Genomic DNA, 25,402 nt, shown 5'->3' with positions numbered 1-25,402 from the left:
TGTTGAGCCTTTGGGCACGCCCGCCATGGCAGACAGAGCCTTGCAAGCGGCGGACTGACGCGGCCGGGGGGCCAACCATCCGCAATTTCGTAAAATCTGGACAGGGCGACGCGACGAGCGGCGCCCGTGATGCGGTGGGTGTATGGGTACGCGTTATATTTCGCCGACCGGGGCGGGGGATAAGTCCGGATCGAGTTTGGAAAACGCCGCGCCGATCGGGGCGCTCGATGCCCAGATCGTCAAGGCCGGCGCGGGCGGCGAAGTGCTGCTGATCGCCGATGCGGGCACTTACCAGGTTGCTGGGACGATCGGGGTGTCGCATGGCGGCGCGGACGGCCTGCCGGTCACGATCCGCGGCGTCGACCATCTCGGTAACACGATGGCGGCGCAGTTCAGCGGTACCCGCCCAGCCGATTGGCAGGCCGGCGACGCGGCCGGGAACGAGCTGTTCAAGATGGGCAGCGGCGCGAACCACCTGACGTTCGAGGATATCGACGTCAGCAATGTCGGTACCGCCTTCCGCGCCAGCGCGGACATTGCCGACATCACCGTCCAGCACGTCGATGTCCACAATGCCCGACGCTTTTTCGAGGATCTGGCGAGCAACGGCACCGCGTCGATCAGCGGCCTCACTATCCGCGACGTCACCGTCACCGGCTTCTCACGCGAGGCGATCCGGCTGCAATATGACACCCATGACGTCCTGATCGACAACGTTCGCGGCGACATGGCGGGCCAGGTCGGCGACGACTTGCCCGAGGGTATCCATCTCGACGGCACCGTCCACAACGTCCTGATCCGCGACACGACGATGGCCAATGTCCAGAGCGTCGGCAACGACAGCACCTATCTGAACGGCGACGGCTTCGCGACCGAACGCGGCGTGTACAGCGTGCGGTTCGAAAATACCCTCGCCACTGGCAATAGCGATGGCGGCTATGACCTGAAATCCATCGATACCGTGTTGGTCGGCGCGGTCGCGTCGGAGAATGCGCGCAACTATCGGCTTTGGGGCGACATCACGATGTCGGACTCGGTCGGCCTGAATCCGGTCTGGCGCGGCGGATCGTCCGAGCAGAACCAAGTGTGGATCGCAGCCGGTGCGCATGTCACGATCATCGACGGCACTTTCACCGACGCCGGATCGCGGACCAAAGTCTTCTCGTCCGAGGGCACGCTGCTGCTCGACGGGGTGCACATCGTCCACGCGGCGGACTCGATTCTGATGACCTCCGATACCTTGCTCTCGCTTGAGGGTCTGCCGACGCTTTCGGAAAGCGTCGTGGCATCGGACGGCACCAATTCGGCGGGATGGTCGATCGACGATCCGGCAGTTGTCGCGGCGGTCCGCTCTGCGATCTACGGCGTATCCGCTGATCACTTCGTCGGGACGGCCGGTAACGACCATTATTTCATCGATTCCATCAAGGATATGATCGTCGAGTCGGTATCGGCCGGCATCGATCACGTCGCGACGACGCTCGATAAATACACGCTCGGCGCCAATCTGGAGAATTTGACCCATATCGGCCTGGGAGATTTCGCTGGCACCGGCAACGCGCTCGCCAACACCATCACCGGCGGGGCCGGCCACGACACGCTTCTGGGGCTCGATGGCAACGACACGCTGTATGGCGGTGGGGACGCCGATTCGCTCCAGGGCGGCAAAGGCGCCGATGCGCTGAACGGCGGTGATGGCAATGACATGCTGATTGGCGGGTGGCAGGGCGATACGCTCGACGGCGGCACCGGCGACGATCGGCTGATCGGCGACATCACTTGGCTGAGCACGACCGGCGCGCGCGACACACTTCGCGGCGGCGACGGCAACGACATTCTATTCGGCGATGCGGAGACGATGAGCGGCACCGCGCATGGCGGGGTCGACACTCTGTCGGGCGGCAGCGGCAACGACGTGCTTTACGGCGATGCCATGACGATGACCGGCAGCTCGGTTGGCGCTGGCGACGTGCTGTACGGCAATGACGGCGACGACATACTGTACGGCGACGGCGCCATCATGGCGATCGGCGCCGTCGGAGGGGACGATCGGATCGACGGCGGCGCGGGCAATGACGTGCTCATCGGCGGCGGCGGCCATGACACTCTGATCGGGGGAGCCGGTGCCGATCACTTCGTCTTCGCGCCCGGATCGGGGAAGGACGACATTCTCGATTTCTCGTCCGCTGACGGCGATCGGATCGATCTGTCGGGATTCGGCGCCGCGGCTGGGAACTTCACGACCACGCTCACGGCCGACGGACTCTCGATTCATGTCGGCGCGAGTACGATCGTGTTGCACGACGTCGTCACGCTCCATCCCTACGATCTGATCCTCCTGTAGCGACGGGCCGCCCGCTCCCAGCGACGGGCAACCCCCGGAATGGTGCATTGCAGCAGATGCGCATGCTATGCTCCGCAACCATAACCGGTGGTAGCGCCGAACGTGAGGATACATGGCCGAAAAGGCGACGATCCTGTTCGTCATCAATTCGCTCGTCGGCGGCGGGGCGGAACGTGTGCTTACGACGATCCTTGGCGCGTCGGCGCCGTGGCGGGATCGTTATGACGTGCATCTCGCGTTGCTCGATGACGAGCCGCGCGCTTATGCCGTTCCGGAGTGGATCACCGTTGCCCAGCTCGACGCGGGGCATCGATTGGGCGCGAGCATCGCCCAGTTGCGTCGGCTGGTTGGCCGCCTGAATCCCGACGCCGCGCTCGCTTTCCTGACCCGTGCCAATGTGGCGACAGCCGTAGCCATGGCCGGGCGCGGCCGGCCGTGGCTGATCAGCGAGCGGGTCAATACCAGCGCACATCTGGGGAGCGGCGCGGGTGCGATCGTAGCGCGCGCGATGGTGCGCTTCGCCTACCCACGGGCGCGGCACGTCATTGCCGTGTCGGATGGTGTAGTCGACGATCTGGTGCAAAATTTCGGTGTCGCCCGCGACCGCGTCAGCGCGATCGCCAACCCGGTCGACCATGACGCGATCGCGGCTCAGGCCGCCGCGCCCTGCCCATTGGCGATCGACGGCGATTATGTCGTCGCGGCCGGCCGGCTCGTCCCCAACAAGAACTTCGCGCTGCTCGTCGATGCGTTCGCCGCGTCAGGCCTGCCGCATCGGCTCGTCATCATGGGCGAGGGACCCGAACGCGCGTCGCTGGAAGCGCAGATCGCGGCAAAGGGACTGACGGAGCGCGTCTTGCTCCCCGGTTTCGTCGCCAATCCCTTCGCGGTGCTGGCGCGCGCGCGCCTGTTCGCGATGCCCTCCAATGCCGAGGGTTTTCCCAACGGCCTGGTCGAAGCGATGGCCTGCGGATTGCCGGTGGTTGCCACCAATTGCGCATCGGGACCGTCGGAGATCCTCGCCGATCTGCCGCGTGAATCGGTAGTCGATGCGCGCCAGGTTCCGGCAGGTGCGCTGGTGCCGCCGAACGACGTCGCCGCCTTCGCATCGGCCTTGCGTGAAGTCGCGAGCGAACCGCGCCGTACCGCTTCGGCCAATGCCGCGCGCCAACGCTCGCTCGATTATGGCGTTGCCCAGGCGACCGAACGTTATTGGCGTCGCATCGACGCCGCACTGCAACCCCCTCGAACCAGCGGCTCGCCCGCGTCTCCCTATCCCCTGTCCTCAGGAATCGCGCGATGAAGCTTCTGCTTGCTCTGACCCTTCTGTTTCTCTCTGCCTGTGTCGGGCAGACCCCGGTCGCCGGCGGCGGTCCTCCGCCCGCGGCAGATGCGATGAAGCTGGCGCCGGGCGACAAGGTGAAGGTCACGACCTATGGCGAGCCGACGCTGACGGGCGAGTTTCAGGTGACTCCCGCCGGCACTGTCGCCTTCCCGCTGATCGGCGACGTGCCGGCTGCGGGGCTCGAGCCCGCCGCGCTGGCGGGAGCGCTCGAAGCCAAGCTTGGCGCGGGCTATCTGCTCAATCCCAAGGTTGCGGTCGAAGTGCTGACCTTCCGCCCGATCTACGTTCTGGGTGAGGTGCAGAAGCCCGGCGAATATCCCTATACGCCGGGCCTCACGATCCGCGGGGCGGTGGCGAAAGCGGACGGCTTCACCTATCGCGCCAACCAGAAAAAGGTGTTCGTCAAACGCGCGGGCGAGGCGGGTGAAACCGAATATCCGCTGACCGCCGACTTCGCGGTCATGCCCGGCGACACGGTGCGCTTCTCCGAGCGCTATTTCTGATGGAGGAAACGGGCGAGCCGCATCTGCGCGGTTGTGCAGTCAGCTTCACGAAGCTCAAGGCGCTGCTTGCCGCCGACCTCTACCGCTATGCCGGTCGGGCCGATCTGAAGAGCTTCGTGCGGCATTATGCCTTCACGCCGGGATATAAATATACCGTGCTGATGCGCACCTGCGGGTGGCTGAAGCGCAAGCCGGCCAAGGCGTTCGGCCTCTATCCGCTCGCCAAGCTGATGCTGCTGCGCGCGCGCTACAAATACGGTTTCGCCATCCCCGAATATACCGAGATCGGGCCGGGGCTTTTCCTCAACCGTTTCGGCGGCTTCTACATCCATGGCGACGCGGTGCTGGGGAGCAACGTCAACCTGACTCACGGAGTCGTGCTCGGCTATATGAACCGCGGCGCGCGCAAGGGCGCGCCGGTGATCGGTGACCGCAGCTTCCTGGGGTCGGGCGCGAAGATCATCGGCGGCATCAATGTCGGCGAGGAGGCGGCGATCGGCGTCAATGCCGTCGTCACCAAGGATGTGCCCGACCGCGGGGTGGTCGTCGGGATTCCGGCCAAGCTCATTTCCGACCAGGGATCGGAAGGCTATATCAACCGGATGGCGCCCGAGGCGCTATTGGCCGCCTGCGCCGACGCCTATCCCGGCCAACGTCGGGTAACGGCGCAGCCAGCCGTCGTCGGTGCCTTACAGACCTGACAGCGTCACGCCGAACGACACGCGCGTCTTCTCGAATTCGCGGCCTAGGACCGTACCGACGCTGGACTGGCTACGCCGCAGCAAGTCCGCGCGGAGCGCTATCCGCGGGCTGAGCCGGTACGTCCCCGATGCGCGGTAGGTCCAGCGGTCGTCGTCGCGATCGATATTGTTGAAGTTGCGCGCCTCCTTTTCGACGCTCGCGCTCAGGATGAGATTGCGCAGCAGTTCATAGTCGGCGCGGAGCGTCATGGTGGTCGAAAGGTAGCCCGCGGCGCCGAGGATTCCGGTCTCGTTGACTCGGCGATCGATCGTCCCCGTTAGCGTAACGAGCGGCGTCAAAAAATACTCGACATCGCCCCGCACCAGCACGCCGCGGATATCCGCGAAGAAGGGGTCGCGATAATTCTGCTGAAGATAGCCGACGCGCAGCGACCCGCGTATCTTGGCGCCGAGTTCGAAACTCGATCCCACCGCAGCCTCATAACCTTGCGAGTCTCGCGCCGGAACCGGGCCGATCCGCGTGCGGTAATCGCGGATGTTGTACGATCCCACACCGAACAGCGAAATGCTTGGGCTGAGCGCATATTCGGCGATGCCGGTGCCCGTGACCGTCGTGCGGTCGCGAAAATCCTCATCGACGACGTTGCCCAGGGCATCGCGACCGTCCCGGTAATTGCGATTTTCGACGTCCACCACTCCGCGCACGCGCAATCGGTTGAAGACATGTGTCACGGCTCCGGTCGCTTCGCTGATCGTGAAACGGATCGGACGTTGCACCAGCGCGGGAGAATCGGGCTCGGTACGCTCTTGGGCAAAGCGACCGTAGAGCCCGGTCAGATCGACCGTCGTGTCGTTGCTGATGACGTAGTGGGCACCGCCATCGAGCCGATAGTTGGTCTGGTTCTCGCTGATACGCGATGCGTAGCGCGTCAGATCGAACTCGCCGTTCAGCGTCAGCTTCAAATTGGGCGACGGGCGCACGATCTTCAGCCGCGGGACGATATGGAGATAGGCATCGCCGATGCGTGGCGCGTTCACCGCGTACAAATTGTCGTCATACCCCGTGCCGATCGCCACCGACGGCGTGAGCTCGAGCACGCCGACATGGACCGGGACCGGGTCGTATTCGGGATGCTCGCGCTCCATCACGCTGACGTTGCGGTCGCGGCCGAACGCGCTTGATGGCGGGGCCTGGCCGACGCTGTCGGTCGCATCCGATACCTGCGCGAAGGCGGTACCGGTGATCGCGGCGTTGATCAGGCCGGCCAATAGGATCACACGAGGCGTCATCGGCGCCCCAGCGTCACGAGCACGGGGAAATGGTCGGAGCCGGTCGCCGCCAGGCGATCGGCGCGCACCAGGCCCCAGGCCGGGCCGGCATAGAGCTGGTCGATCGGCAGGAAGGGCAGAGTGCGTGGCCAGCTCCAGATCGCGCGGGTCATCCGCGTCAGTGGCGCGAACGCCGCATCCTGTGCGCGCATCGCGGCGCTCCATGGGGTCAAATTCATATCGCCTCCGATGATCAGGCCGCCGCGATCGATGCGCGCCAAGGCGGCGGCAAGCGCGGCGCGCGCCGCCGCCTGTCGGCCGGCGGGAATCGGGCGCGGATAATGCAGCGTCGCGACCGTCACCGGCGCGCTGCCGGGCACAGCGATCTCGGCCCAGAGGAGCGGCGGTCCGAACTTCTGTCCGCGCGCATCTTTCAGGAAATAGCCCGACGCCCGGATCGGCCAGCGCGACAGGATCGCCAGGCCGCAGCCGCCGCCGGGGCACGCCGTGCGATAGGGAAAGCGGCGTGAAGTCGCGGCAACCAGTGGTTCTCTCGCGCGCGACACCTCTTGCAACAGCACGATGTCGGCGTCCGTCCCCGCGATCGCCGCGCCGGTCGCGGCGGGGGACGCGTTGTCGACCCAGACATTATGGGTCAGAACGCGCACTTCGCGTGCCCCCTTGGGCGCGGCGGGGATCGTCCGAACGATTTCCGGCGTCGCCGCCATCGCCATCGGTACGATGCCGATCGCCGCGAGCGGCAAGGTCCAGCGAACGCGGCGCCGCGCGATCAGGAGCCCGACCGCCAGCGCCACGGCGAACAGCGGCACGAACGACGCGAGCACGTCCAGGCTCGGAAGCCATGCCCCGAGGATGGCGAGCCACGCCGCGATCGCCGCGCCGGCGATCATCAGCCGACCGATATTGGCAAGGATCGTCAAGCCTGCGCGCTCCACCGGGTGCGCAGCTCATGTCCGCGTTGCCGGAGTGCCGCCGGGATCGTGCGGGCAGCGAAGACCAGCGCCGCGGTCGTCCAACCTTCGGGCAGATAGACGTCGCGCGCGCGGATCGCGGTGCGGCCCGGATGCTTCATCGCGTAGCGAGCGTAATGCGCGATCTCCTGGTTCGCCAGCCGCCGCAGCAACGCGGCTTCGCGCCGGTTCGCGGTCGGGATCATGCCGCGCACAGTCGTCACGATTAACGGCAGGTCGAGCGTGGTGGTCGACTTGCTGACCTTGTTCTCGGAGTCGCGATGAAAGTCGGCGCTGATGACGGGAGAATAGCGCAACCCGCCCTTGCGGAGGACGCGCAGCCACAAATCCTTGTCACCGCCGCGCACCGCCTTGCCGTGAGGGAAGCCGCCCGCCGCCAGAATCGCGGTTCGGCGAATCGCGATCGCGCCGGTCCACATCGGACATTCGCGCACCGCCAGCCAGCTTTCGAGAAACCCGGCGAAATCGAGCGTGACGGAGCTTTCCAGCCGGGCCGCGATGCGTTGCGGCTGGCGGCGGTCCGCGAACACATGGTCGAACCGTGTCGCAGCCGCGGCGACGCTGGGGTCCTCGGCGATAGCCTGCGCCAATAACGCCAGATGGTCGCGTGCCCACAGATCGTCGGCGTCGAGAAAGGCGATCCATTCGCCCCGCGCCGCCTCGATTCCGACATTGCGGCCGGCATAGCCGCCCGGCCCCGGTGTCGCGAGATCGAGCAGGCGGATGCGCGGATCGTCGAACGCTGCGACAATCTCGCGGCTGCCATCGGTCGAGCGATTGTCGACCACGATGATTTCATAGGCCGCATGAGATTGCGCACGGACGCTGTCGATCGCGTCGCGGACATGCGCGGCCTTGTTGTACAGCGGCATGACCACCGAGAAGCGAACGTCAACCATCAGTCGCGCGCCGCTTCGCGTCCGCCCGCCAGCCGCAGGAATTCGCGCGTCGCGACCCCGGCCAGCTCGAGCGTCAGCTTCATCACTGCCAGCCGCCGGCCGAGCGGCAGGTCGCGCGAGATCGCTGCGCGGCGTAACCGGCGCACGGTGTCGACCGCGGTGACGCCCAGCACTCGCGCCAGGCGGGGCGTAGCGCTGGTCCGATCCCAGCGACCGCCGCTGAGCCGGCGGCGCTTGCGCACCAATTCGCTGCGGTCGGCTCGAACCGGGTGACGCACGATCATGTCGGGGACGTAGATGAGTGGGTGGCCGGCGGCGCGGATCCGCAGCGCCATCTGGCGATCGCCGCCCGATTTCAGACTGGCGTCGAACCCGCCCAGCGCCCGCAACACTTCTGCGCGGCTGATCCAGTTGGCAGTCGCGCAATTCCCTCGCGCCGCATGCGCCTGTGGAAAGCTGAACAGCCTTTCATAGTCGGCATAGACTAGTGCGCCGGATTCGCCCTCTTCGAACAGATCGATCTTGCCCGCCAGGACGCCGAATCCGGGATTCGCCTCTGCCGCCGCCAAAGCGGTGGCGAGCCAATCGGTATCGGGCACGCAATCGGCATCGGTAAACGCGACGATCGGCGCCGCGGCCTGCGCGATCGCGATATTGCGTGCGGCATAGGATCCCGGCCTTGGCTCGGCGAGCAGGGTCACGCCGGGATAGCCCCGCACGATCTCCGCGGTGCGATCGGTCGATCCGTTATCCACCACGATGATCTCGTAACGCGCGCGATCGACCGTCTGGCGCGCAAGCGCGTCGAGGCAGCGCGCGATCACCGCTTCGCCGTTCCACACCGGCACGATGACGCTCAGCGCAACACGCGTCACGACTCGTCTCCTCGTCTGACGTCAAGCATGGGCACTGCCTCCCTCCCTGCGCGGTCAGCGTCAATGTCTTGCTGCACCTGCGAAGGCGAAATGCCCCATTATGCCGACGACGCGAGAAGCTTGGATACGCGACTTTGGGTCCGTCGCTCGTGCCGCTCGGGTCGTCGCAGCGCCGTCTTGCGCTGCACTGCAAAATAATCTCTGCCTAGTGTGTGGTGTCGGACCCAGACCATGTTGAGCGAGGGAAGCCCTCCGGCACGCCCCCGCGGACCGAGCTCTTCGTGGTGTCGCTGGCCGACGCCGGCGACCGTCGCGCAGCATTCTCCGATCGCGCCCGCGACACCGCGCTGTCATGGCGTTTCTTCGACGCTTGCACCCAGCGCCCCGACAGCCTTGCCATCGACGAAGCGGCGATCCGGCGTAACAAAGGGCGTATCCTGACCCGCGGCGAGATCGGCTGTTACGCCAGCCATTTCTCGATCTGGGAAGAGATGGTCGCGCGCGACGTCGCCCAGGCCATCGTCCTGGAGGACGATACAATTATCGACTGGGCCTATATCGAACGCCTTGCGGAGACGGACCTCGCCGCGCGTGGTTTCGATTACCTGCGGCTCTACGCAAAGCGGCCGACCTTTCAGCGGATCGTCGCGACCGACTTCCTTCAGCACTCGCGTACCGTGGTCGAGTTGATCGGCCCGGCCTACGGCACACAGGGCTATGCCATCACGCTGGCCGGTGCGCGCGCGTTCATCGACGAGTGCCGAATTATTCGCCGGCCGATCGACGACGCGATGGATCGATCCTGGGCGCACGGGGTTCGCAACCTCGCGCTGTTCCCGGCGCCGATCCTCGAAGCGACCGTGCCGTCGGCGATCGGCGCGGCGCGGTTCGCAGGCAAGAACGATCCCGCATTCCGCACGCTGCGCCAGCGCGCCTGGCGTCAGCTGGAACGCACCCGCATGCGGATGATGAAGGCGAGGCGCTTCCTTGGATATTGATCAGGCCCGTTTCGACACCGAGCTCCGGAAACGGAGCAAGAGCTCGGTCGGCTGGACGCTGGTGCGTTTCCTGTCCGACCAGGTGCTGTCGTTCATCGTTTTCGTGATGCTGGCACGATTGCTGTCGCGCGCCGAAGTCGGTGCGTTCGCGGTCGTCGCGGTCACGTCCGAGGCGTTCCGGATCATATCGACCGCCGGCCTGCTCCAGACGGTCGCTCGACGGCGCGAGCTGACCCCGGCGTTCCTCGACACGATCTACCGCTCGCAACAGGCTTTCTCCTTGCTGTCTTGCGGGGCCATCATCCTGCTGTCGCGCCCAATCGCCGAGTTGATGGGGGCGCCCGGCATCGCGCTGCCGCTCGCGGTGCAGAGTCTTGTCCTCCCCCTAGCCTCGTTCGGCGTGACCCACATGGCGCTGCGCCTGCGCGAATTCGGGCATCGCACAACTGCGCTGCGCTCGGTGGTCGGCGGCGTGATCGGCGGCGGGGCCGCCGTGCTTGCCGCCTTTTACGGGCTCGGTCTGTGGGCGCTGGTGATCCAGCGTCTGGTGACCGAAGCGGTCGGCGTCGTTCTGTCACGCCAATCCTATGACTGGACTCCGGGATGGCGGTTCGAATGGCCGATCCTGCGCGGCAATCTGATGCTCAATGCCAGCCTGATCTATGTCCAGCTGATCTTCCTGGCGACCGTCCGCGTCCAGGAGATGGCGATCGGTGCGGGGATCGGCCTAGCTGCCGTCGGCGTCTACCGGACCGCTTGGCGCACCGTGGAGCTGATCGCTCGCGGCGCGATCCAGCCCTTCACCACGGTCGCGACGCAAACGCTGGCGCGGGTGAAGGATGACACCGTCGAACTCGCCCGCGCCTATCGCTGGATGATCGGGCGGGCCGCCGCGATTTCCTTTCCCGCACTGGTCGGCTTCGGCGCGCTGGCGCCGATCGCGGTGCCGTTCGTGTTCGGCGCGAAATGGGCCGATGCCGGCGCTCTGGCGCAGATTTTCGCCTTCATGGCGCTGCCCTTCACGCTCAACTTCTTCGCCTCGCCGTCGCTGTCCGCGCTTGGCGCTGGGCGGAGCCTGATCATGCTGTCCACGGCGCAACTCGTGCTCGGCATCGTCCTGACCTTGCTGTCGCTGCCTTACGGCCTGTTCGCGGTGGCAATTTCCTATGTGGCGCGCGCCTATGTCACGCTGCCGCTTCAGGTCTGGCTGCTGCACCGCATATCGGGGATCGGACCCGGGACGACGCTCGCGGCAGTGCGGGCGCCGCTGGCCGCCTCGACCATCATGGGGGTCGCGCTGTTCGTCGGGCTGCGCGCCCTGGAGGCTGCCGGCATCAGCAAATTCCTGACCCTCGCGACGCTCGTGCCGCTCGGCGTCGCGCTTTACGCCGCGGTGCTTCTCGCGGTCGGACCCGAATGGCGCACGATGATCCTGGATCGCGCCTACCGCTTGAGAAAGGCCCGCATTTGACCCCGCTCAGCGCCGATCAGGTCGTCGCCACCCTCGCCAATCGCTTCGCATCGACGCTCGGCGGCATCTTGCCCCCGGGCAGGCTCGCGCTGGTCGATTTTCCCGATCACAGCAATGTCGGGGATTCTGCGATCTGGCTGGGCGAGATCGCCTATCTGCGGCGCGCCGGCCGGATGCCCGTTTATGTCTCCGCGCTGGGCGACCATGACGACGCCGCGATGGTGGCGGCGATCGGCGACGGCACGATCCTGATCCATGGCGGCGGCAATTTCGGAACGCTCTGGCCGAAGCACGAGGCGTTTCGGTTGCAGATGCTGCGGCGCCATCGCGACCGCGCGATCGTGCAGATGCCGCAATCGATCCATTACGACGCGCCCGAGCGCGCCGACGAGATGGCCGCGGCGATCCGCGACCACGGCCGCTTCACATTGCTCGTCCGCGACGCGAAATCGCTGGCCTTCGCCCGCGCGCGCTTCGATTGCACGGTCGAGCTGTGCCCGGATGCCGCGCTGATGCTCGGCCGGTTACCTCGGCCCGCACCCGCCGTGGCGTCGGTATTCGCGCTGCTGCGCACCGACCATGAACGCGCCAACGGTGCCGATGCCGAGCCGCCGGCGGGCGTGATCGCCGACGACTGGCTCGAGGAGGATAAGGGGGCGAGGGACCGGATTCGGGCGACACTGAAGCTCCGCCGGCTCTTGGTCCGCGATCCGCAGGCGCGACGGCTGTTACGCCAGCGCGTGCTTGCCGAATGGCGAGTCAAACGCGGGCTGGCGATGCTGGCCCAAGGCGAAACCGTCGTGACCGACCGGCTCCACGCGCACATCCTCTCGCTCCTGCTCGATATTCCGCACGTGCTGCTCGACAACAGTTACGGCAAGGTCGCCGGGTTCGCCGATCAATGGACCGCCGATTATGCCGGCCTGTCGCGCGCGACCTCGCGCGAGACCGCGATCGACCTGGCGCTTGCCGCGACCACCAAGAAGGAAATGCGCCATGTCGCTTCGTAGCCGCATCGTCCGCCGCTGGATGCTGTTGCGCCTCAGCCCGGTCGCGAAACTCATGCGGCGCGACGGGCTGACTTATCTGCGCCCGGTCAAGCTCGTCCGGATCGAGACGGCGCTGCGCCGGCTCGAGCAGCGCCGCGTCGCGGGCGACTATCTCGAATTCGGCGTCGCGCTCGGCGGGACCGCCGCGTTGATCGCCCAGGCCGCGCGTCGCGCCGATGCGCGCTTCGTCGGCCTGGACGTCTTCGCCACCATTCCGCCGCCCACCTCCGAGCATGACGATGCCAAATCGCGCGAACGTTATGCCGTGATCGCCGCCGGCGAGGCGACCGGAATCGGCGGCGACGTCTATTACGGCTATCGCGACGATCTGCTCGATCATGTCGGCCAGGTTCTCGCCAGCGTCGGTGCACCGGTCGACGGTCGCCAGATCCGGTTGGTAAAGGGCCTGTTCGAGGAGACCTGGCCCACGCTCGACGTCGAGCGCGTCGCCTTCGCGCATATCGACTGCGATTGGCACGATCCGGTGCTCTATTGCCTCAATGCCGTCGCGCCGAAACTGTCGGAGCATGGCGTGATCGTGATCGACGATTATCACGATTATCCCGGCTGCCGCGCTGCCGTGGACACCTTTCTCGAGCAGAATCCCGGCTTCAGGATGGTGCCGGGCGCCAATCCGCTGATCGAACGGCGATAGCTTCGCGCCGCGGCGACGCCAAAGCGCGGGCACGGTACATCGTGTAGCCGCACAGGAATCCGTAGAGACCGAGCCCTTCGAGCTGCCAGAATGGCATCGTCGCCATGTTGAGCAGCAGGAACGACGCGTGCGCCGCGATCAGCATCAGGCGCTCGCCCTTCGCATTTATCGCCACCCACAGCATCGTCAGCCATAACGAGAGCATGCCGAGCACGCCGACGAGTCCGAGTTCGTATACCGTCGCTACCAAAGTGTTGTGCGGATAGACCTTGAACAATCCCTCCCAGCTCTCCGGCCCGAACCCGAACAGATGCTGGATCGGACCGCCCGCCTTCCAGGCGTAGATATAGCTGCTCCAGATATAGGCGCGTGCCGACAACACCTGCTTGTCGGCCCAGGTAAACTCGCTCGGGGGCTTGATCAGCGCGCCAGGATTGGCAGCGATAGTCGCGATGTCGGCGAACTTATCAGCGTAGAAGACGACCGCGACCCCGACCAGGAGCACGGCGAGCGCGGCGCCGACTCCCGCCATGAAGGGACGCTGGTCGCGCCGGACGCTGGTGGTGATGCCGATCCACAACGTCGCCACCGCCAGCGGCCCCATCGCGAAGATAGCGGTGCGATACCCCGCGAGCTGGATGCCGACGAGCATCGCCAGCAGGAAAATCACCCGGGGAAGGGGATGCGCGGCGCGGGCGAAGCACCCGACGACGAACCCCGCCACCAGCGCGACCGAGAAGGCCGCCTCATGATTATAGCCGCCGATCCATACCAGGCCGCCGTCGAGTTCGGACCCCTTGGGCAAATGGAGCACGACCGACAGAAACTGGAACACGGTCAGCGGCAGGAAAGCGACCATCAACCAGCCGATGAAATGCCCCTCGGGATCGCGCCGATGCGCCTGGAGCACCGCCAGCGCGATGACGGCGAAATAGAGATATTTGACGACCGCGTTGATCGCGCCGCTGGGATCATGATTGAGGATCGCGCTGACCAGCACGAGCGCCATCATCAGATAAACGGGCACCAGCCAGCGAATCGCCAGATTGGCGAAGCGGACCACGAACAGCAGCCCGATGCCGGTGGTTGCAATCGACACGATCGCATTGCCGGAAAAACCCGCGGCGATGGGGCGAAACATCCAGAGATGATAGGCGCCGGCGATATAGCGCAGCCACAGCGCGACCAGCACGAAACGCGCCGCGGCGCTGCCCGACCGCACATAGGCGATGGCGAGCGGCACGAGCAGGAGCATCGTGACGGGAACGAGGATCTGCAGCCCGAAGGACGGGCCGAAACTGGAGGCTTCGTTCACGTCACTGCTCGTTCAGGCTGTGTGGTAGCTTTCAACGTCCTTGTAGTAATAGCCGGCGTCGCCGAACCCGGCGCGGGCCTGCTCGACCACATTGACCTGAGTCAGTGCGACGCCGATCACGTTCGCGTCGACATCGGCGAGCCGATCGAGGGCGATTTCCGCGGCCTTCGCGGCGGTTTTGCGCCAACGCAGCAAGAACACGACGCCATCGGCCATGCTGGCGACGACGCGCGCCTCGTCGATCGCCAGCAGCGGCGCCGTGTCGAGCAGGATCAGATCAAACCGTTCGCGCAACTGCGTCAGCAGCGCTGCGAAGCGGCCGCCCTCGGTCAGGGTCAGGTCGTCGGCATCGACCCGCTGCGGCAGCAGCCAGGCGCCGGTCGCCTGATCCTGGACCAGGACCTGATCGAGCGACGCGCTCCCCCGCAGCAGCTCGTTGAGCCCAACCTTCACATTGCCGCCGAACTGCCGGCTCGTCGCCCGGCGGCGCGGGTCGCAATCGACTAGCAGCGTCTTCACGCCTGCAGCGGCGGCCGATCGCGCCAGGCAGATCGCGGTCGTCGTCTTGCCTTCGCCCGGTACCGAAGAGGCGATCGCAATGATGCGGTGCTTCTGATGGGGAAGCGCGAACGAGATCGATGTTCTGAGCGAGCGAAAAGCCTCGGCCAACAATGATTGCGGCCGTTGCACGACGAGCTCCATCGGCGGCGCGGGGAGTCCCTTCTTTTTATATTCCGGCAGCGTCGCCGCGTCGGGGATCGACGCCAGCGCCGGCAACCCGAGCTTCCGCTCGATCGCTTCGCTTGTCTCGACGCCGCGCTCGAGCAGCTGAAGCAGCAGCACGACCAACGTCGCGATACCGAGCCCGCCGACCAATCCCGCCGCGCCGAAGATCAGCAAATTGGGCGCGCTCGGCGACCCCGGGACGCGCGCCGCGGCGACGATATAACTGTCGCTCTGTTCGAGGCCTGCCTGCGCGATCGTCTGGCGATAGCGGTCGAGGAACGAGCGGTAGAGCGTGCGCGCCGAATCGGCGTTGCGCTCCAGTTCGTTCAGCCTCACCGTGGCATTGTTGTCCGCTGCCAATTTACCTTCGGCGCGGTTGATCGATCCCTGGAGCGAAGCGGCACGCTGGCTGGCGATATTGGCCTGGATCGAGGTATTGGCGACGATGCGGCTGACCTCGGCGGCGATCTGCGCGTCGGTATTCGCCATCGCCCGCTGCGCCCGCTGGAGATCGGGATGAAGCGGGCCATATCGCTTTTCGAGGCTGGCAACGTCGCGGCCGATCTCGGCGCGTTGCCCGCGAAGCGCACTGATGACGGGCGAATCCAGCGACTCGCCAAGTTCGTCGCCGCTTTTTCCGCGCGCGAGTTGCGCGCGAGCAGTCGACAGACGCGCTTGCGCGGCGGCGCTTTCAGCCTGCGCCTGCGCGAGCTGAGTGGAAAGGTTGGACAAGGCTTCCTGGCTGGTCGACTGGCTTGTCGCACTCTGGTTCGACACCGCGAAAAGGTTGTTCGCTGCACGGAAATCGGCGACTGCCTTTTCCGCCGTCAGCACCTGGCCGCGCATTTCCTGCAACCGCCCTTCGAGGAATTGGCTGGCGCGCTTGGTCGCGCCGGACTTGGTATCGACCTGACCCGAGACATAGGTCTGCGCCAGCGTGTTCACGACCTGCGCGGCGAGCACCGGCGAGGTTGCTTCAAACGAGATGCTGATCGCGTAGGACAAACCATCGCGCTTGATCGTCAAATTGCCGAACACATTTCCGATCGCACGAGCACGCGCGAGCGGGTCAGGCTTCGCGTTCGCGGCCGTCGAGAGCGCCATATGGCCATTGAAATCGGGATTGCGATCGAGCCGCAGCGTATCGACCACCCGGCCAATCAGCGCAGGCGATTGCAACGCCTGGACTTCGGTATCGACTGCCGCCGAATCGGGATCGACGGTAGGCGTCACCTGATCCTCGGCGATCACCTTTTCGGCGGTTCGCTCGAGCGCCACCTGCGCGGTTGCGACATAGCGTCGCTGCACCATCATATAAGCGATAACCGCGATCACCGCGGCGCAGACCAGGATGATCGCGATCAATAACGCACGCCGGCGGAGGATGCGGCCGATTCGCCGCAGATCGATCAATGTCGATTCGTCGACGTCCGATTCCGGGCCGAGCGGCCGCGGGTGAAGGCGGGGCCGGGTTGCTGCATCCATATGGTTCAAACCCCGGCCAGACAGTCGCGAACTGCCGACGCCATGTCCGGCCGCGACAGCGCGACCGCGATCGTGGCGCTCACGAAGCCGTGCTTGTCGCCGCAATCATAGCGCGTGCCCGCGAAGGTGACGCCGTGGAACGGTTGGCGGCCGATAAGGTGCTCCATCGCGTCGGTCAGTTGGATTTCCCCACCGGCGCCCTCTTCCTGCTGCGCCAGGATGTCCATGATCGCCGGTTGCAGGATATAGCGCCCGATCACTGCCAGATTCGATGGCGCCTCCTCGGGCGCGGGCTTTTCCACCAGGCCGCGAACCTGGGTCAGCGTGCCATCGGCGGCGCCAGGCGTGATGATGCCGTATTTGTGCGTCCGATCGTGCGGCACCTGCTCGGCGCAAATCAGGTTGCCGCCGACCTGCTCATAGGCTTCGATCATCTGTTTCAGGCAGCCGGGCTGGCCGATCATCAGGTCGTCGGGTAGCAGCACGGCGAACGGTTCGTCCCCGACTAGACGCCGCGCGCACCATACGGCGTGGCCGAGGCCAAGCGGTTCCTGCTGACGGACGATGGCGATGTCGCCCGGCGCGAACCGCGTGTCGACCAGCGCGTCGAGCGACTTGCCGCGTCGCTCCATCGTCTCTTCGAGTTCGAACGAATGATCGAAATGATCCTCGATCAGCGACTTGCCGCGGCTCGTCACGAAGATGAACTGCTCGATCCCCGCCTCGCGAGCTTCGTCGATAGCGTATTGGATCAGCGGGCGATCGACGATCGGCAGCATTTCCTTGGGCATCGCCTTGGTGGCGGGAAGGAAACGCGTCCCCAGTCCGCCGATCGGAAACACCGCTTTGCGCACCTTGTCCATATCGATCCCTTTTGTAGAGCGTTGTCGACAGGTGCCCGGCACGCCAAGACTCCAATGGTCGGCTTAAGACGGGCAGGCCTTACCTGTGCCTTTCTGCTGCATCGCAACAAGAGCGCAACGTTGAGCCGTGCCTACATCGCGTCTAATGCTGCAACTGCTCAACTCGGATCACAGCTTTGGCGGCGCACCGCCCCATGTGATTCCTCCCGGCACGCTGCCTTTGCCCCGCGGACGGACCAATTGGGTGCCCGGGGGGACCTGGATGTCGTGCGAATCGATGATGATCCGTACCGGGCCGTCATGCACGTCGAAGACGGGCCATCCATGCGCGCTCTTCACTACCAAATGGGCGATCCGAATGACGATCGGCGCCCCACCCGGCGCCTTGGCGCCCATCAGCGCGAAATGCACGGTATCGCCGATGCCGCCGACCTTGACCGGCTCGATGCTGGTCAGGCGGCTTGCATTGATGCTCGACCATAAGCGGTAATTGCGCGCGTTGCGGCCTGAAACGCAGTCGTCGAGCATCGAATCGCTCGCCTTCAGATCGAAGCCGCCGTCGCTATTGTCCCAGGCAGCGCACGCGCGGAACACTAGCCGCCGGTTGCCGCGTTCGGCCGAAAACCCATCGCCATTCCAATATTGGCGGTCGTTCCGCTTCCATTGGAAGCCGCGCATCGTGCATCGCTCGAAGCGAAAATCCGATGCATCGTCGGCGATCGCGATCCCGCATGGGAGGTCATGCGCGCCCGTCGTCAGCATGCCGCTGGCGGTGATGTCGGAGAAGAGTCCGTCCCGGCTGTCGTATCGGATCCGGGCAAAGCCGCGACGTAGGTTGGTCGCGGTAACGTTGGACACCCGCAAGCCGACGACGCGCGCCTCGGCGCGATCGATCCCAGTATTCTCGATGACGCGATAGCCGCCGTCGACCCGCACATCGTCCATCACCACGCCGGTCGTCGGACGATCGAGCACCACCAGGCCGTTCCCCACGTCAAGCGCGCTGACATGGCGATAGGCCGCACGGTCCTTGGCATGGTAAACCGGCTCGCCGCGAGCGTCGATCTGGGTCCGGCCGGGTGCATCGAACGGCATCGCTCTATTATCGGGATACCGGCGTCACCGGCTAGCTGCCTGCGGCAGTTCGGGAGACACAGTCGGCCAACCGATGCTTAATTCGTGTTAAAGCATGTCATTTAACGCCATCGAAGCTCCGCCGGAAGCATAAGCGCCGCGATCACAAGGAGTTCGCGCGATGCGCCCATCCCCCCTCGTCACGCATGTCGCGCGACCCGAAGACCATGATATCGCGGCCGCGGTTCTGTCCGCCTGGCTCGCGCCCCGTAAACAGTCTCGCCGCCGGTTTGTTCCGGACTTCAAGCGGCTGATCAAGCTCGGCTAATTATTTTAGTCTTCACCGAACAGTTTAACCCGGCTATGCCACAGTCTGCCTCAGCGGCATAAGCGTGGGCGGGGAGAGGATGGACGATATGTCTCAACAAGCGCTCGGCGCTGCGCTGGATCGGGTCGAGATCCAGGCCAATCCCGAATCAACCCCGGCAGAGCGTGATTGGATCGAGCTCACGGTCCGCCGCGTGTCCCGCGTCGCCGGCTATCTGGCGCTGGCTGCAGCGGTGGCCGGAATCGCCTATCTGGTGATTCGCTGAGGTATCCGAATTCCGCGATTACGCTGCACCGCGGCATAATTGAAAACCGGTCGTCCTTTTCACAGACCGGGTGGTCTTGCCTTCGGCGAATTTGACCCGCACCTCCATTGCCACTCCGCTCTAGATAACTGATTTATACCGAAAGACCCGGATCGGCGCTTTTGCGCAGAGTCAAAGGGGAACTCGGGAATGAATGTTTCTACGCTTGGGGAATTCGTGGCACCGCGCGTACGCTCAAAGCGTCTGCAGCGCCTTCGCCTTTATACCGAACTCCTCGCGGTGGATTGCCTGGCGATCATTGTCGCGTTCGTGACGGCCCACGCATTGCACGCCGGGCCTCGCACGTTCGACGGCTGGCAATTGTCGCTGATGGTGTTGACCGGCTATCTGGGCATCGCCCTTGCTGCCGAAGTCTATAACGCGACGGTATTCACCAATCCCAAGCTCAGCCTCAAGCGATCGGCGACGGCGCTCGTCTATGCCTTGGTCGCTGTCGTGTTCCTTACCTATATCGCCCATGCCAGCCAGGAGATCTCGCGCGTCGATTTCGCGATCGGGTCGCCGCTCGCCTTGCTGTTCCTCGTCGGCGGTCGGCTGCTCTTCGTGGAGCATGGTTTGCGGCGTCTCGAGGGATCGCTGTATAATGAATTGCTGATCGTCGATGGCGTCGAAGCGCCTGGCGTCGCTTGGGCCCACCGCATCAACGCGCGCGCTATGGGTCTTTTGCCCGACCTCAGCGACCCGGTGATGCTGCACCGCATCGGCGACGTGCTCGCGGGGTTCGATCGGGTGATCGTCTCGTGCGACGATGACCGCCGACATGCATGGACCACGTTGTTGCGTGGCGCGAATATCGACGGCGAACTGCTCGTTCACGATCGCAACTATTCCGACGTGATCGGCATCGGGCGTGCCGGGAGGCAATCGACCCACATCGTATCGCGCGGGCCGTTGAGCATGAGCAACCGCGCGGCGAAACGCCTGCTCGATCTCGCCTTGACGGTACCCACCATCATCGCGCTGTCGCCGCTGCTTGCGGTGATCGCGCTGATGATCAAGTTCGATAGCCGCGGGCCGGTCTTCTTCCGGCAGGACCGGGTCGGCCGGCGCAATCAGCTGTTCAAGATCGTGAAATTCCGCACGATGCGGCATGAGGAAAGCGACGCCGCCGGCAATCGCTCGGCCAGCCGCACGGACGACAGGATCACGCGGGTCGGGCGCTTTTTGCGGCGCACCAGCCTCGACGAGTTACCGCAACTGTTCAACGTGCTGGAAGGCGATATGAGCTTGGTCGGTCCGCGGCCCCATGCGCTCGGGTCGCTGGCGGGCGACCAGCTATTTTGGGAGGTCAGTCACCAATATTGGGTCCGCCACGCCCTCAAGCCCGGCATAACCGGTCTGGCTCAGGTTCGCGGACACCGCGGCGCAACCGAAAAACGCGAAGATCTCGAACGCAGACTCGCCGCCGATCTCGAATATCTCGATCAATGGTCGATCTCGCGCGATCTGCGCATCCTGGCGTCGACCGTGGTCGTGATGGTGCATCGCAACGCCTATTGACGAGGCGTCAGCTTAGCGAACTCGGCTCCGGACAATGGAGTCCGCTTAATCCCACGACTGATCGCCTCGGGTGCCGAGCCGTAACTACGGTATCGGTCGGGTAACACTATTACGTCCGCTTTGGTGGCTTCCCTGCGCGATCTTTCCCCCCGTTCCATGGTATCAACCCCCTAGGCATTTCTAAGCACCGGGGGGACCCATGAACAACAGGCGCGACCTGCTGATCGGCTCACTCGCGATCGGCGCCTTATCGGTATTGCCAAGCGCGGCGTTCGCGGCACCCGACAGTTTCGAGGATCTGCTGCGCCAGGCGGAAACGGATCCCGCGCTGGTCTACGACGCGCGCGCCGCCAATGAAGGGCGCAGCAGCGTCTATATCGAGTATAATCTAACGCAGGGCCCGCGCTTGCGCACCCCGCCATCGAATCGGCCGATCTCAAGCGACGCCATCCGCTTGCTCATCGGTTTCGAAGTCTCGAGCGCGTCGCATTACGAGGCGGCCTTGCAAGGCGCCGTTCTGCCGGCGCCACCATCCGGGCTGACGATCGGCATGGGATATGACCTGGGCTATGTCACGGAAACCTGGCTTCGCGAGGATTGGGGCACGTGGCTATCGCCCACGCAACTCGCCGTGCTGGCGAAGGCATGCAAGAAGACCGGCGCGAAGGCAAAGCCGGTTAAGCCGCTGCTCAAGGACATCCGTATTCCCTGGGCGCAGGCCGAGCCGCAGTTCCGGACGGTTGTGCTGCCGCGATACGTCGGAGAAACGCTCAAGCATCTTCCGGTAGATGACAACCTGCCGTCCGACTGCCTCGGGGCGCTGGTATCTTTGGTCTATAATCGCGGTGCGAGCTTCGGCGCCTCCGGGCCACGTTATGCCGAGATGCGCGCCATCAAGCGGCACGTCCAGACCGGCCAGATCGACCGTATCCCGGCCGAGTTCGAAGCGATGACTCGGCTGTGGACCACGCCCAAGACCCGTGGCGTAAAGCTTCGGCGCATGGCGGAAGCAGCCTTGTTCCGCAAAGGGCTCGCAGCGCACGGCTGATTGGACATCCGCTATGGATTGGGGAACGACGATGCGCAGGCTCTCGATTGTTTCGCTCGTTGGCGCGATCGCCTTGGGCAGTTCCAGCGTTGCCGCTCCGGCCCCGCCGCCAGTCCGCATCGCGTTGCTGTTCGGTAATTCGGATTACAATCTGAACGGCCAAATCGATAGCGCGCCCATGGGGCGCTATGAACGCGATTTGCCGCATACCTGCCAACGCGTCGCGGCGATCAAGCCGAAGCTCGCCGCCGCCGGCTTCACGGTGCTGGACTATTGCAATCTCACCCACCAGCAGTTCGAGGCCGCGGTCGACGCGCTCAAGCGGAAATATCCCTCCATGCCGCGCGGCTCGGTGGTGTTCGTCTATTATGCCGGCCATGGCAGCCAATTCTACGGCAACCCCTTCCTCTTGCCGGTGATGTTTCAGGAAGAAACCGGGCCCGACGCGGCGTCGGAAAAGGCGCGACTTCGCTATTACCGACTGAACGCCGACGAGCTCTCCTATCTATTCGAGCGGCTACCGGGCGATCCCGGCGTGGTCGCCCTTGTGTCGCTCGACAATTGCCGGGACGATCCCACTGGCGACAATGGCGTCTATAACAATGCGGTCACAATCCGGTCGCCGGACAACGCGATCGTCCAATATGCGACGAGCCCGGGCGATACCGCACCGGATGACGACAGTTATGCCAAGGCGCTCATCGCCGAACTGGATTCGCGGCGCGACGTTCGCGACGTTATGGCGCGGGTCAATAGCCGTATCTATCGCCAATATGTGGACGGCCAGCGCGGGACGATCGCCGATACCTATCCCGGTGCCGGCATCACGTCGCTCAGTCCGACGCCATTGGGCTTGCCCGGACGCACCTCGCCCGATGGGCCGACCTGGGCGTTGACGCCATCTCCGACCATGGCCGGACCGGGAGCGCCGGGCGAAGCCACGTTCCGGCGCGAGGGGACGCCCGGCACCAAGCTCGATATCTTCTGGTGCGGAGGCGGGCCTGAGCGTCAGCGTTTTGCCTATGCCAAGACGCTGGCGGTGAAGATCGCGGCGCGGGCGGATGAATTCGGGATCGGCCGGCTGCGCATTCGCTTCCTGTCGGAAAACAAGAACTTTCACCAGGGCTTCAACGTGCGCAACAATTTGATGCGCTATGATCCCAAGCAGCCAGCCGAGCGCGCGTTGCTCATGAAGCTGTCGGCGGCATACCCTGACGGAAATTTCCTGCCGCAGCCCGGCAAGGGCCATGGCGGCAAGGATACGGCAGGATATGTCTCGGCGTTCGTGTGCAGCGCCACGATCTCAAGCTAGCGGGATCGCCGGTATCAAGCGTGGGTGCTCGCGATACCGAGCCGGTTGATCGCGAGCCAGTGCTGACTCAAGCGTTAGCCTGGCGCATTTCAGCCACCCAACCGGGTCGCGTTCTCCCAGAACCGCGCGTTAGGCGTGACGCCGAGCCCCGGCCCTTCGGGAAGAAGGAAGTGGCCGTCCGAGCATTCGAGCCGGCCATCCATCAGCGATGCCGAGTGATGGAAGATCGAGTGCTGATATTCGTGCCAGCGCAGGTTGAGGATGGTGGACGACGCCAACAGGCTTGCCGCCGCGAAAATCCCGGCGCCGATGGTCGCATGCGGGATGATCTGGGCATGATGCGCCTGCGCCAGTTGGGCGATGCGCATGAATTGGGTGATGCCGGTATGGCCCATTTCCGGCTGGGCGATCGACACAGCGCGCGCCTCCAGGCGGCTGCGCGCATCGAACACCGTTCGCCATTCCTCGCCGGCGGCAACCGGGATGACCGAGTGGCGGGCGATTTCCGCTAGGCCCTGAACATCCTCGGTCTTGCACGGCGCCTCGACGAACGTGAGGTCGTAGCGCGCGAGCTTGTCGATCAGCGCGATCGCTTCGGCGGGCGAATAGATCCAATGGCAATCGAGCATGATGCCGATATCGGGACGTAGGCCTTCGCGCAGAGCCGCGATCTCCCGCTCGACGCCCTCATAGCTGACCACCGCGGCAATCTTGACCGCGCGGTAGCCGCGGTCGACGAAGCTCTTGGCCAGATCGACCTTTTCCGCGATTGTCGGCCTCGGCAATCCGGAAACATAGGCCGGGATACGATCGCGATGCCGACCGCCGAGCAATTGCGGCAGCGACAGGCCGGTGAGCTTGCCCATCAGGTCCCACAAGGCGATGTCGACCCCGGCCATCGCGTCGAGCCAGAAGCCGCCGGTATAACCGCGCACGCGCATCAGGTCGTAAAGGTCGTCCCAGATCGCCTGCACGTCGAACGGCGAGCGGCCGGCGATGATCGGCGCGATGATATCATCGACCAAGGCGTGGATCGCATTGGGCGCCACCAGGCCATAGGTTTCACCCCAACCTTCGGCGCCCGACTCGAGCGTCACGCGAATGACCGCCGAGCGCATCGTTTGCGGGTAGATGGTGCGGTTGCCGCGGCGTACCACGTAGCCGCGGTCGTTGACCGTTTCGCCTGGCCCCAGCCCGCCGAGATAGCTGTCATCCTGGGGAATGCGGACCGAGAATATGTCGATCGCCTTGATCGCATCACTAACCATCGAACATCCCTCTCGCGCGGTTCAGTTTTTCATTTCTATATCTCTATTAGCAACAATATTGAGCGCCGCCAGTCTTTAATCGAGCCGGAAGTGTAGACGTGCCGTCGGCGCTGCGGTAGCGTCGACGGCGATGGTAGCAACGCAATCACCAGCATCCGCCGACCGTGGAACCCGGGTACGCAGCGACAAGGCCGGGGCGCAGCCCAACCAGAGCCTGATCGACGGCATTACAGTGCTCCAGGCTCTCGCCATCTCGACGGAGCCGGTGGGCTGCCGGGAGGTCGCGCGCCGCGTCGGGCTGGAGACGACGCGGGTCAACCGGCTGCTCAAGACGCTGACCTATCTCGGCATCGCGCGCCAGACGCCCGATCGCAAATATCGCGCCGGCGCCGGCATGACCGTGCTGGCGGCCCAGAGCCTGTTCGCCTCGGGCCTGTTGCGGCGCGCTTTGCCGGCACTCGAGGAACTGCGTCATTTCGGCCATACCGTGGCCATGGGGGTTCGCTGGCGGGACAATGTCAGCTATCTCTTCCATGCGCCCCCCAACATGCCGGCGACTGATGCGCTGGGCCGCATCGGCCTTTACCCGGCAACGCGGGGGGGCATCGGCATGGCGCTGTTGGCGACGCTGGAAGATGACGAGATTCACGAGATCTACGGCAAGGGCGAGATACCCGGCTATGCCGATACCGACGCGCTGCTGCTGGCGCTGACCGATATCCGTCGCAAAGGCTATGCCCGGTTGCGCGTCAAGGACGAGCGCGAGCAGCATACGGTGGCGATCACCGTCGGGCAGACAGCCTATGCGGCGATCGGCTTGTCGGGCTGGATTCCCGAGGCGGCCATGCCGACCATGCTCGAAGCGCTACGCGTCGCCGCAGCGGAAATCCAGGCCAGAGGCCAGGAACGCGGCGAGGAGATCGCGCCGGTGGATCCGGCGCTCGACTATCGCCTCGCCGTTTAGGCTGGGTTGGGGATCTGTAATTTCGGTCGTCATCTGCGCGAAATCCTCCCGTCGCCCCAGCGCACCCTCCCGTCACCCCAGCGAAAGCTGGGG

General features: G+C 65.0%; 22 protein-coding genes. 13 read left to right on the top strand and 9 right to left on the bottom strand.

Annotation, left to right across the window (positions count from 1 at the left end; genetic code table 11):
* Positions 1-142: 142 nt before the first annotated feature.
* The 4 genes from SAS01S_RS09510 to SAS01S_RS09495 all read left to right on the top strand — a co-directional run bounded on the left by SAS01S_RS09510 (position 143) and on the right by SAS01S_RS09495 (position 4,893).
* Positions 143-2,344, top strand: coding sequence for a calcium-binding protein (locus tag SAS01S_RS09510; protein WP_157082749.1), 2,202 nt, complete (start codon positions 143-145; stop codon positions 2,342-2,344).
* A gap of 112 nt (positions 2,345-2,456) precedes the next feature.
* On the top strand, positions 2,457-3,647 hold the full coding sequence (locus tag SAS01S_RS09505) for a glycosyltransferase (protein WP_066807446.1): 1,191 nt from the start codon (positions 2,457-2,459) through the stop codon (positions 3,645-3,647).
* A complete protein-coding gene (locus SAS01S_RS09500) occupies positions 3,644-4,192 on the top strand; it encodes a polysaccharide biosynthesis/export family protein (RefSeq protein WP_066807445.1) in 549 nt (182 codons plus the stop codon). Before SAS01S_RS09505 ends, SAS01S_RS09500 begins: the two co-directional genes overlap by 4 nt.
* Positions 4,192-4,893, top strand: coding sequence for a serine O-acetyltransferase (locus tag SAS01S_RS09495; RefSeq protein ID WP_066807444.1), 702 nt, complete (start codon positions 4,192-4,194; stop codon positions 4,891-4,893). The genes SAS01S_RS09500 and SAS01S_RS09495 overlap by 1 nt, the downstream gene beginning before the upstream one ends.
* Here SAS01S_RS09495 and SAS01S_RS09490 read toward each other — a convergent pair.
* Genes SAS01S_RS09490 through SAS01S_RS09475 form a run of 4 tightly spaced genes read right to left on the bottom strand, consistent with a single transcriptional unit; the run spans position 4,882 to position 8,928 of the window.
* Positions 4,882-6,183: an outer membrane beta-barrel protein gene (locus tag SAS01S_RS09490; RefSeq protein ID WP_066807443.1), complete on the bottom strand. Its 1,302-nt coding sequence runs from the start codon at positions 6,181-6,183 to the stop codon at positions 4,882-4,884. The two genes, SAS01S_RS09495 and SAS01S_RS09490, sit on opposite strands and share 12 nt — an antisense overlap.
* Positions 6,180-7,103: an endonuclease/exonuclease/phosphatase family protein gene (locus tag SAS01S_RS09485; RefSeq protein WP_157082748.1), complete on the bottom strand. Its 924-nt coding sequence runs from the start codon at positions 7,101-7,103 to the stop codon at positions 6,180-6,182. Before SAS01S_RS09485 ends, SAS01S_RS09490 begins: the two co-directional genes overlap by 4 nt.
* Positions 7,100-8,053 carry a glycosyltransferase family 2 protein gene (locus tag SAS01S_RS09480; RefSeq protein WP_066807441.1) on the bottom strand — a complete coding sequence of 318 codons (954 nt, stop codon included), beginning with the start codon at positions 8,051-8,053 and terminating at the stop codon, positions 7,100-7,102. The genes SAS01S_RS09485 and SAS01S_RS09480 overlap by 4 nt, the downstream gene beginning before the upstream one ends.
* Complete coding sequence (locus SAS01S_RS09475; protein WP_066807440.1) at positions 8,053-8,928, bottom strand: glycosyltransferase family 2 protein; 876 nt, start codon at positions 8,926-8,928, stop codon at positions 8,053-8,055. Before SAS01S_RS09475 ends, SAS01S_RS09480 begins: the two co-directional genes overlap by 1 nt.
* A 281-nt stretch (positions 8,929-9,209) precedes the next feature.
* Between SAS01S_RS09475 and SAS01S_RS09470 the strand changes: the two genes are divergently transcribed.
* From SAS01S_RS09470 to SAS01S_RS09455, 4 genes are read left to right on the top strand one after another with little or no spacing between them, the layout of a single operon-like run.
* Positions 9,210-9,926: a glycosyltransferase family 25 protein gene (locus tag SAS01S_RS09470; protein WP_245656827.1), complete on the top strand. Its 717-nt coding sequence runs from the start codon at positions 9,210-9,212 to the stop codon at positions 9,924-9,926.
* Positions 9,916-11,397 carry an oligosaccharide flippase family protein gene (locus SAS01S_RS09465; protein ID WP_066807439.1) on the top strand — a complete coding sequence of 494 codons (1,482 nt, stop codon included), beginning with the start codon at positions 9,916-9,918 and terminating at the stop codon, positions 11,395-11,397. Before SAS01S_RS09470 ends, SAS01S_RS09465 begins: the two co-directional genes overlap by 11 nt.
* On the top strand, positions 11,394-12,407 hold the full coding sequence (locus tag SAS01S_RS09460; RefSeq protein ID WP_066807438.1) for a polysaccharide pyruvyl transferase family protein: 1,014 nt from the start codon (positions 11,394-11,396) through the stop codon (positions 12,405-12,407). The genes SAS01S_RS09465 and SAS01S_RS09460 overlap by 4 nt, the downstream gene beginning before the upstream one ends.
* Positions 12,394-13,101 carry a TylF/MycF/NovP-related O-methyltransferase gene (locus SAS01S_RS09455; RefSeq protein ID WP_066807437.1) on the top strand — a complete coding sequence of 236 codons (708 nt, stop codon included), beginning with the start codon at positions 12,394-12,396 and terminating at the stop codon, positions 13,099-13,101. The genes SAS01S_RS09460 and SAS01S_RS09455 overlap by 14 nt, the downstream gene beginning before the upstream one ends.
* On the opposite strand, the gene SAS01S_RS09450 is transcribed toward SAS01S_RS09455, so the two are convergent.
* The 4 genes from SAS01S_RS09450 to SAS01S_RS09435 all read right to left on the bottom strand — a co-directional run bounded on the left by SAS01S_RS09450 (position 13,058) and on the right by SAS01S_RS09435 (position 18,585).
* A complete protein-coding gene (locus SAS01S_RS09450) occupies positions 13,058-14,416 on the bottom strand; it encodes an O-antigen ligase family protein (protein ID WP_066807436.1) in 1,359 nt (452 codons plus the stop codon). The genes SAS01S_RS09455 and SAS01S_RS09450 overlap by 44 nt on opposite strands.
* Positions 14,417-14,428: 12 nt before the next feature.
* Positions 14,429-16,627, bottom strand: coding sequence for a GumC family protein (locus SAS01S_RS09445; RefSeq protein ID WP_066807435.1), 2,199 nt, complete (start codon positions 16,625-16,627; stop codon positions 14,429-14,431).
* Between the two features lie 5 nt (positions 16,628-16,632).
* Positions 16,633-17,490: a UTP--glucose-1-phosphate uridylyltransferase GalU gene (galU, locus tag SAS01S_RS09440; protein WP_066807434.1), complete on the bottom strand. Its 858-nt coding sequence runs from the start codon at positions 17,488-17,490 to the stop codon at positions 16,633-16,635.
* Positions 17,491-17,658: 168 nt separating this feature from the next.
* On the bottom strand, positions 17,659-18,585 hold the full coding sequence (locus SAS01S_RS09435; RefSeq protein WP_066807433.1) for a hypothetical protein: 927 nt from the start codon (positions 18,583-18,585) through the stop codon (positions 17,659-17,661).
* A gap of 395 nt (positions 18,586-18,980) precedes the next feature.
* Between SAS01S_RS09435 and SAS01S_RS09430 the strand changes: the two genes are divergently transcribed.
* The 4 genes from SAS01S_RS09430 (at position 18,981) to SAS01S_RS09415 (ending at position 23,077) form a co-directional block, all read left to right on the top strand.
* Positions 18,981-19,157, top strand: a complete 177-nt coding sequence (locus tag SAS01S_RS09430; RefSeq protein WP_157082747.1) for a hypothetical protein — start codon at positions 18,981-18,983, stop codon at positions 19,155-19,157.
* Positions 19,158-19,373: 216 nt separating this feature from the next.
* Entirely contained in the window at positions 19,374-20,717 is a 1,344-nt protein-coding gene (locus tag SAS01S_RS09425) for a sugar transferase (protein ID WP_245656826.1), read from the top strand.
* Positions 20,718-20,916: 199 nt separating this feature from the next.
* Positions 20,917-21,765 carry a lysozyme family protein gene (locus tag SAS01S_RS09420; protein ID WP_066807430.1) on the top strand — a complete coding sequence of 283 codons (849 nt, stop codon included), beginning with the start codon at positions 20,917-20,919 and terminating at the stop codon, positions 21,763-21,765.
* Positions 21,766-21,796: 31 nt separating this feature from the next.
* Positions 21,797-23,077 (top strand): caspase family protein, encoded by a 1,281-nt coding sequence (locus SAS01S_RS09415; RefSeq protein WP_169804934.1) that lies wholly within the window; start codon positions 21,797-21,799, stop codon positions 23,075-23,077.
* Positions 23,078-23,166: 89 nt separating this feature from the next.
* Here the strand turns inward: SAS01S_RS09415 and SAS01S_RS09410 are convergent, their stop codons facing one another.
* The gene (locus tag SAS01S_RS09410) at positions 23,167-24,345 is read right to left on the bottom strand and encodes a mandelate racemase/muconate lactonizing enzyme family protein (RefSeq protein WP_066807428.1); all 1,179 of its coding nucleotides are present in this window, start codon (positions 24,343-24,345) and stop codon (positions 23,167-23,169) included.
* Between the two features lie 130 nt (positions 24,346-24,475).
* Here SAS01S_RS09410 and SAS01S_RS09405 point away from each other — a divergent pair, with 130 nt between their 5' ends.
* Positions 24,476-25,309 carry an IclR family transcriptional regulator gene (locus SAS01S_RS09405; RefSeq protein WP_084238743.1) on the top strand — a complete coding sequence of 278 codons (834 nt, stop codon included), beginning with the start codon at positions 24,476-24,478 and terminating at the stop codon, positions 25,307-25,309.
* Positions 25,310-25,402: the final 93 nt, after the last annotated feature.

Origin of the sequence: Sphingomonas asaccharolytica NBRC 15499 (genome assembly GCF_001598355.1) — a bacterium.
Lineage (GTDB): Bacteria > Pseudomonadota > Alphaproteobacteria > Sphingomonadales > Sphingomonadaceae > Sphingomonas > Sphingomonas asaccharolytica.
The sequence above is the reverse complement of the archived record's forward strand: the minus strand, read 5'-3'. Positions and strand labels throughout refer to the sequence as shown.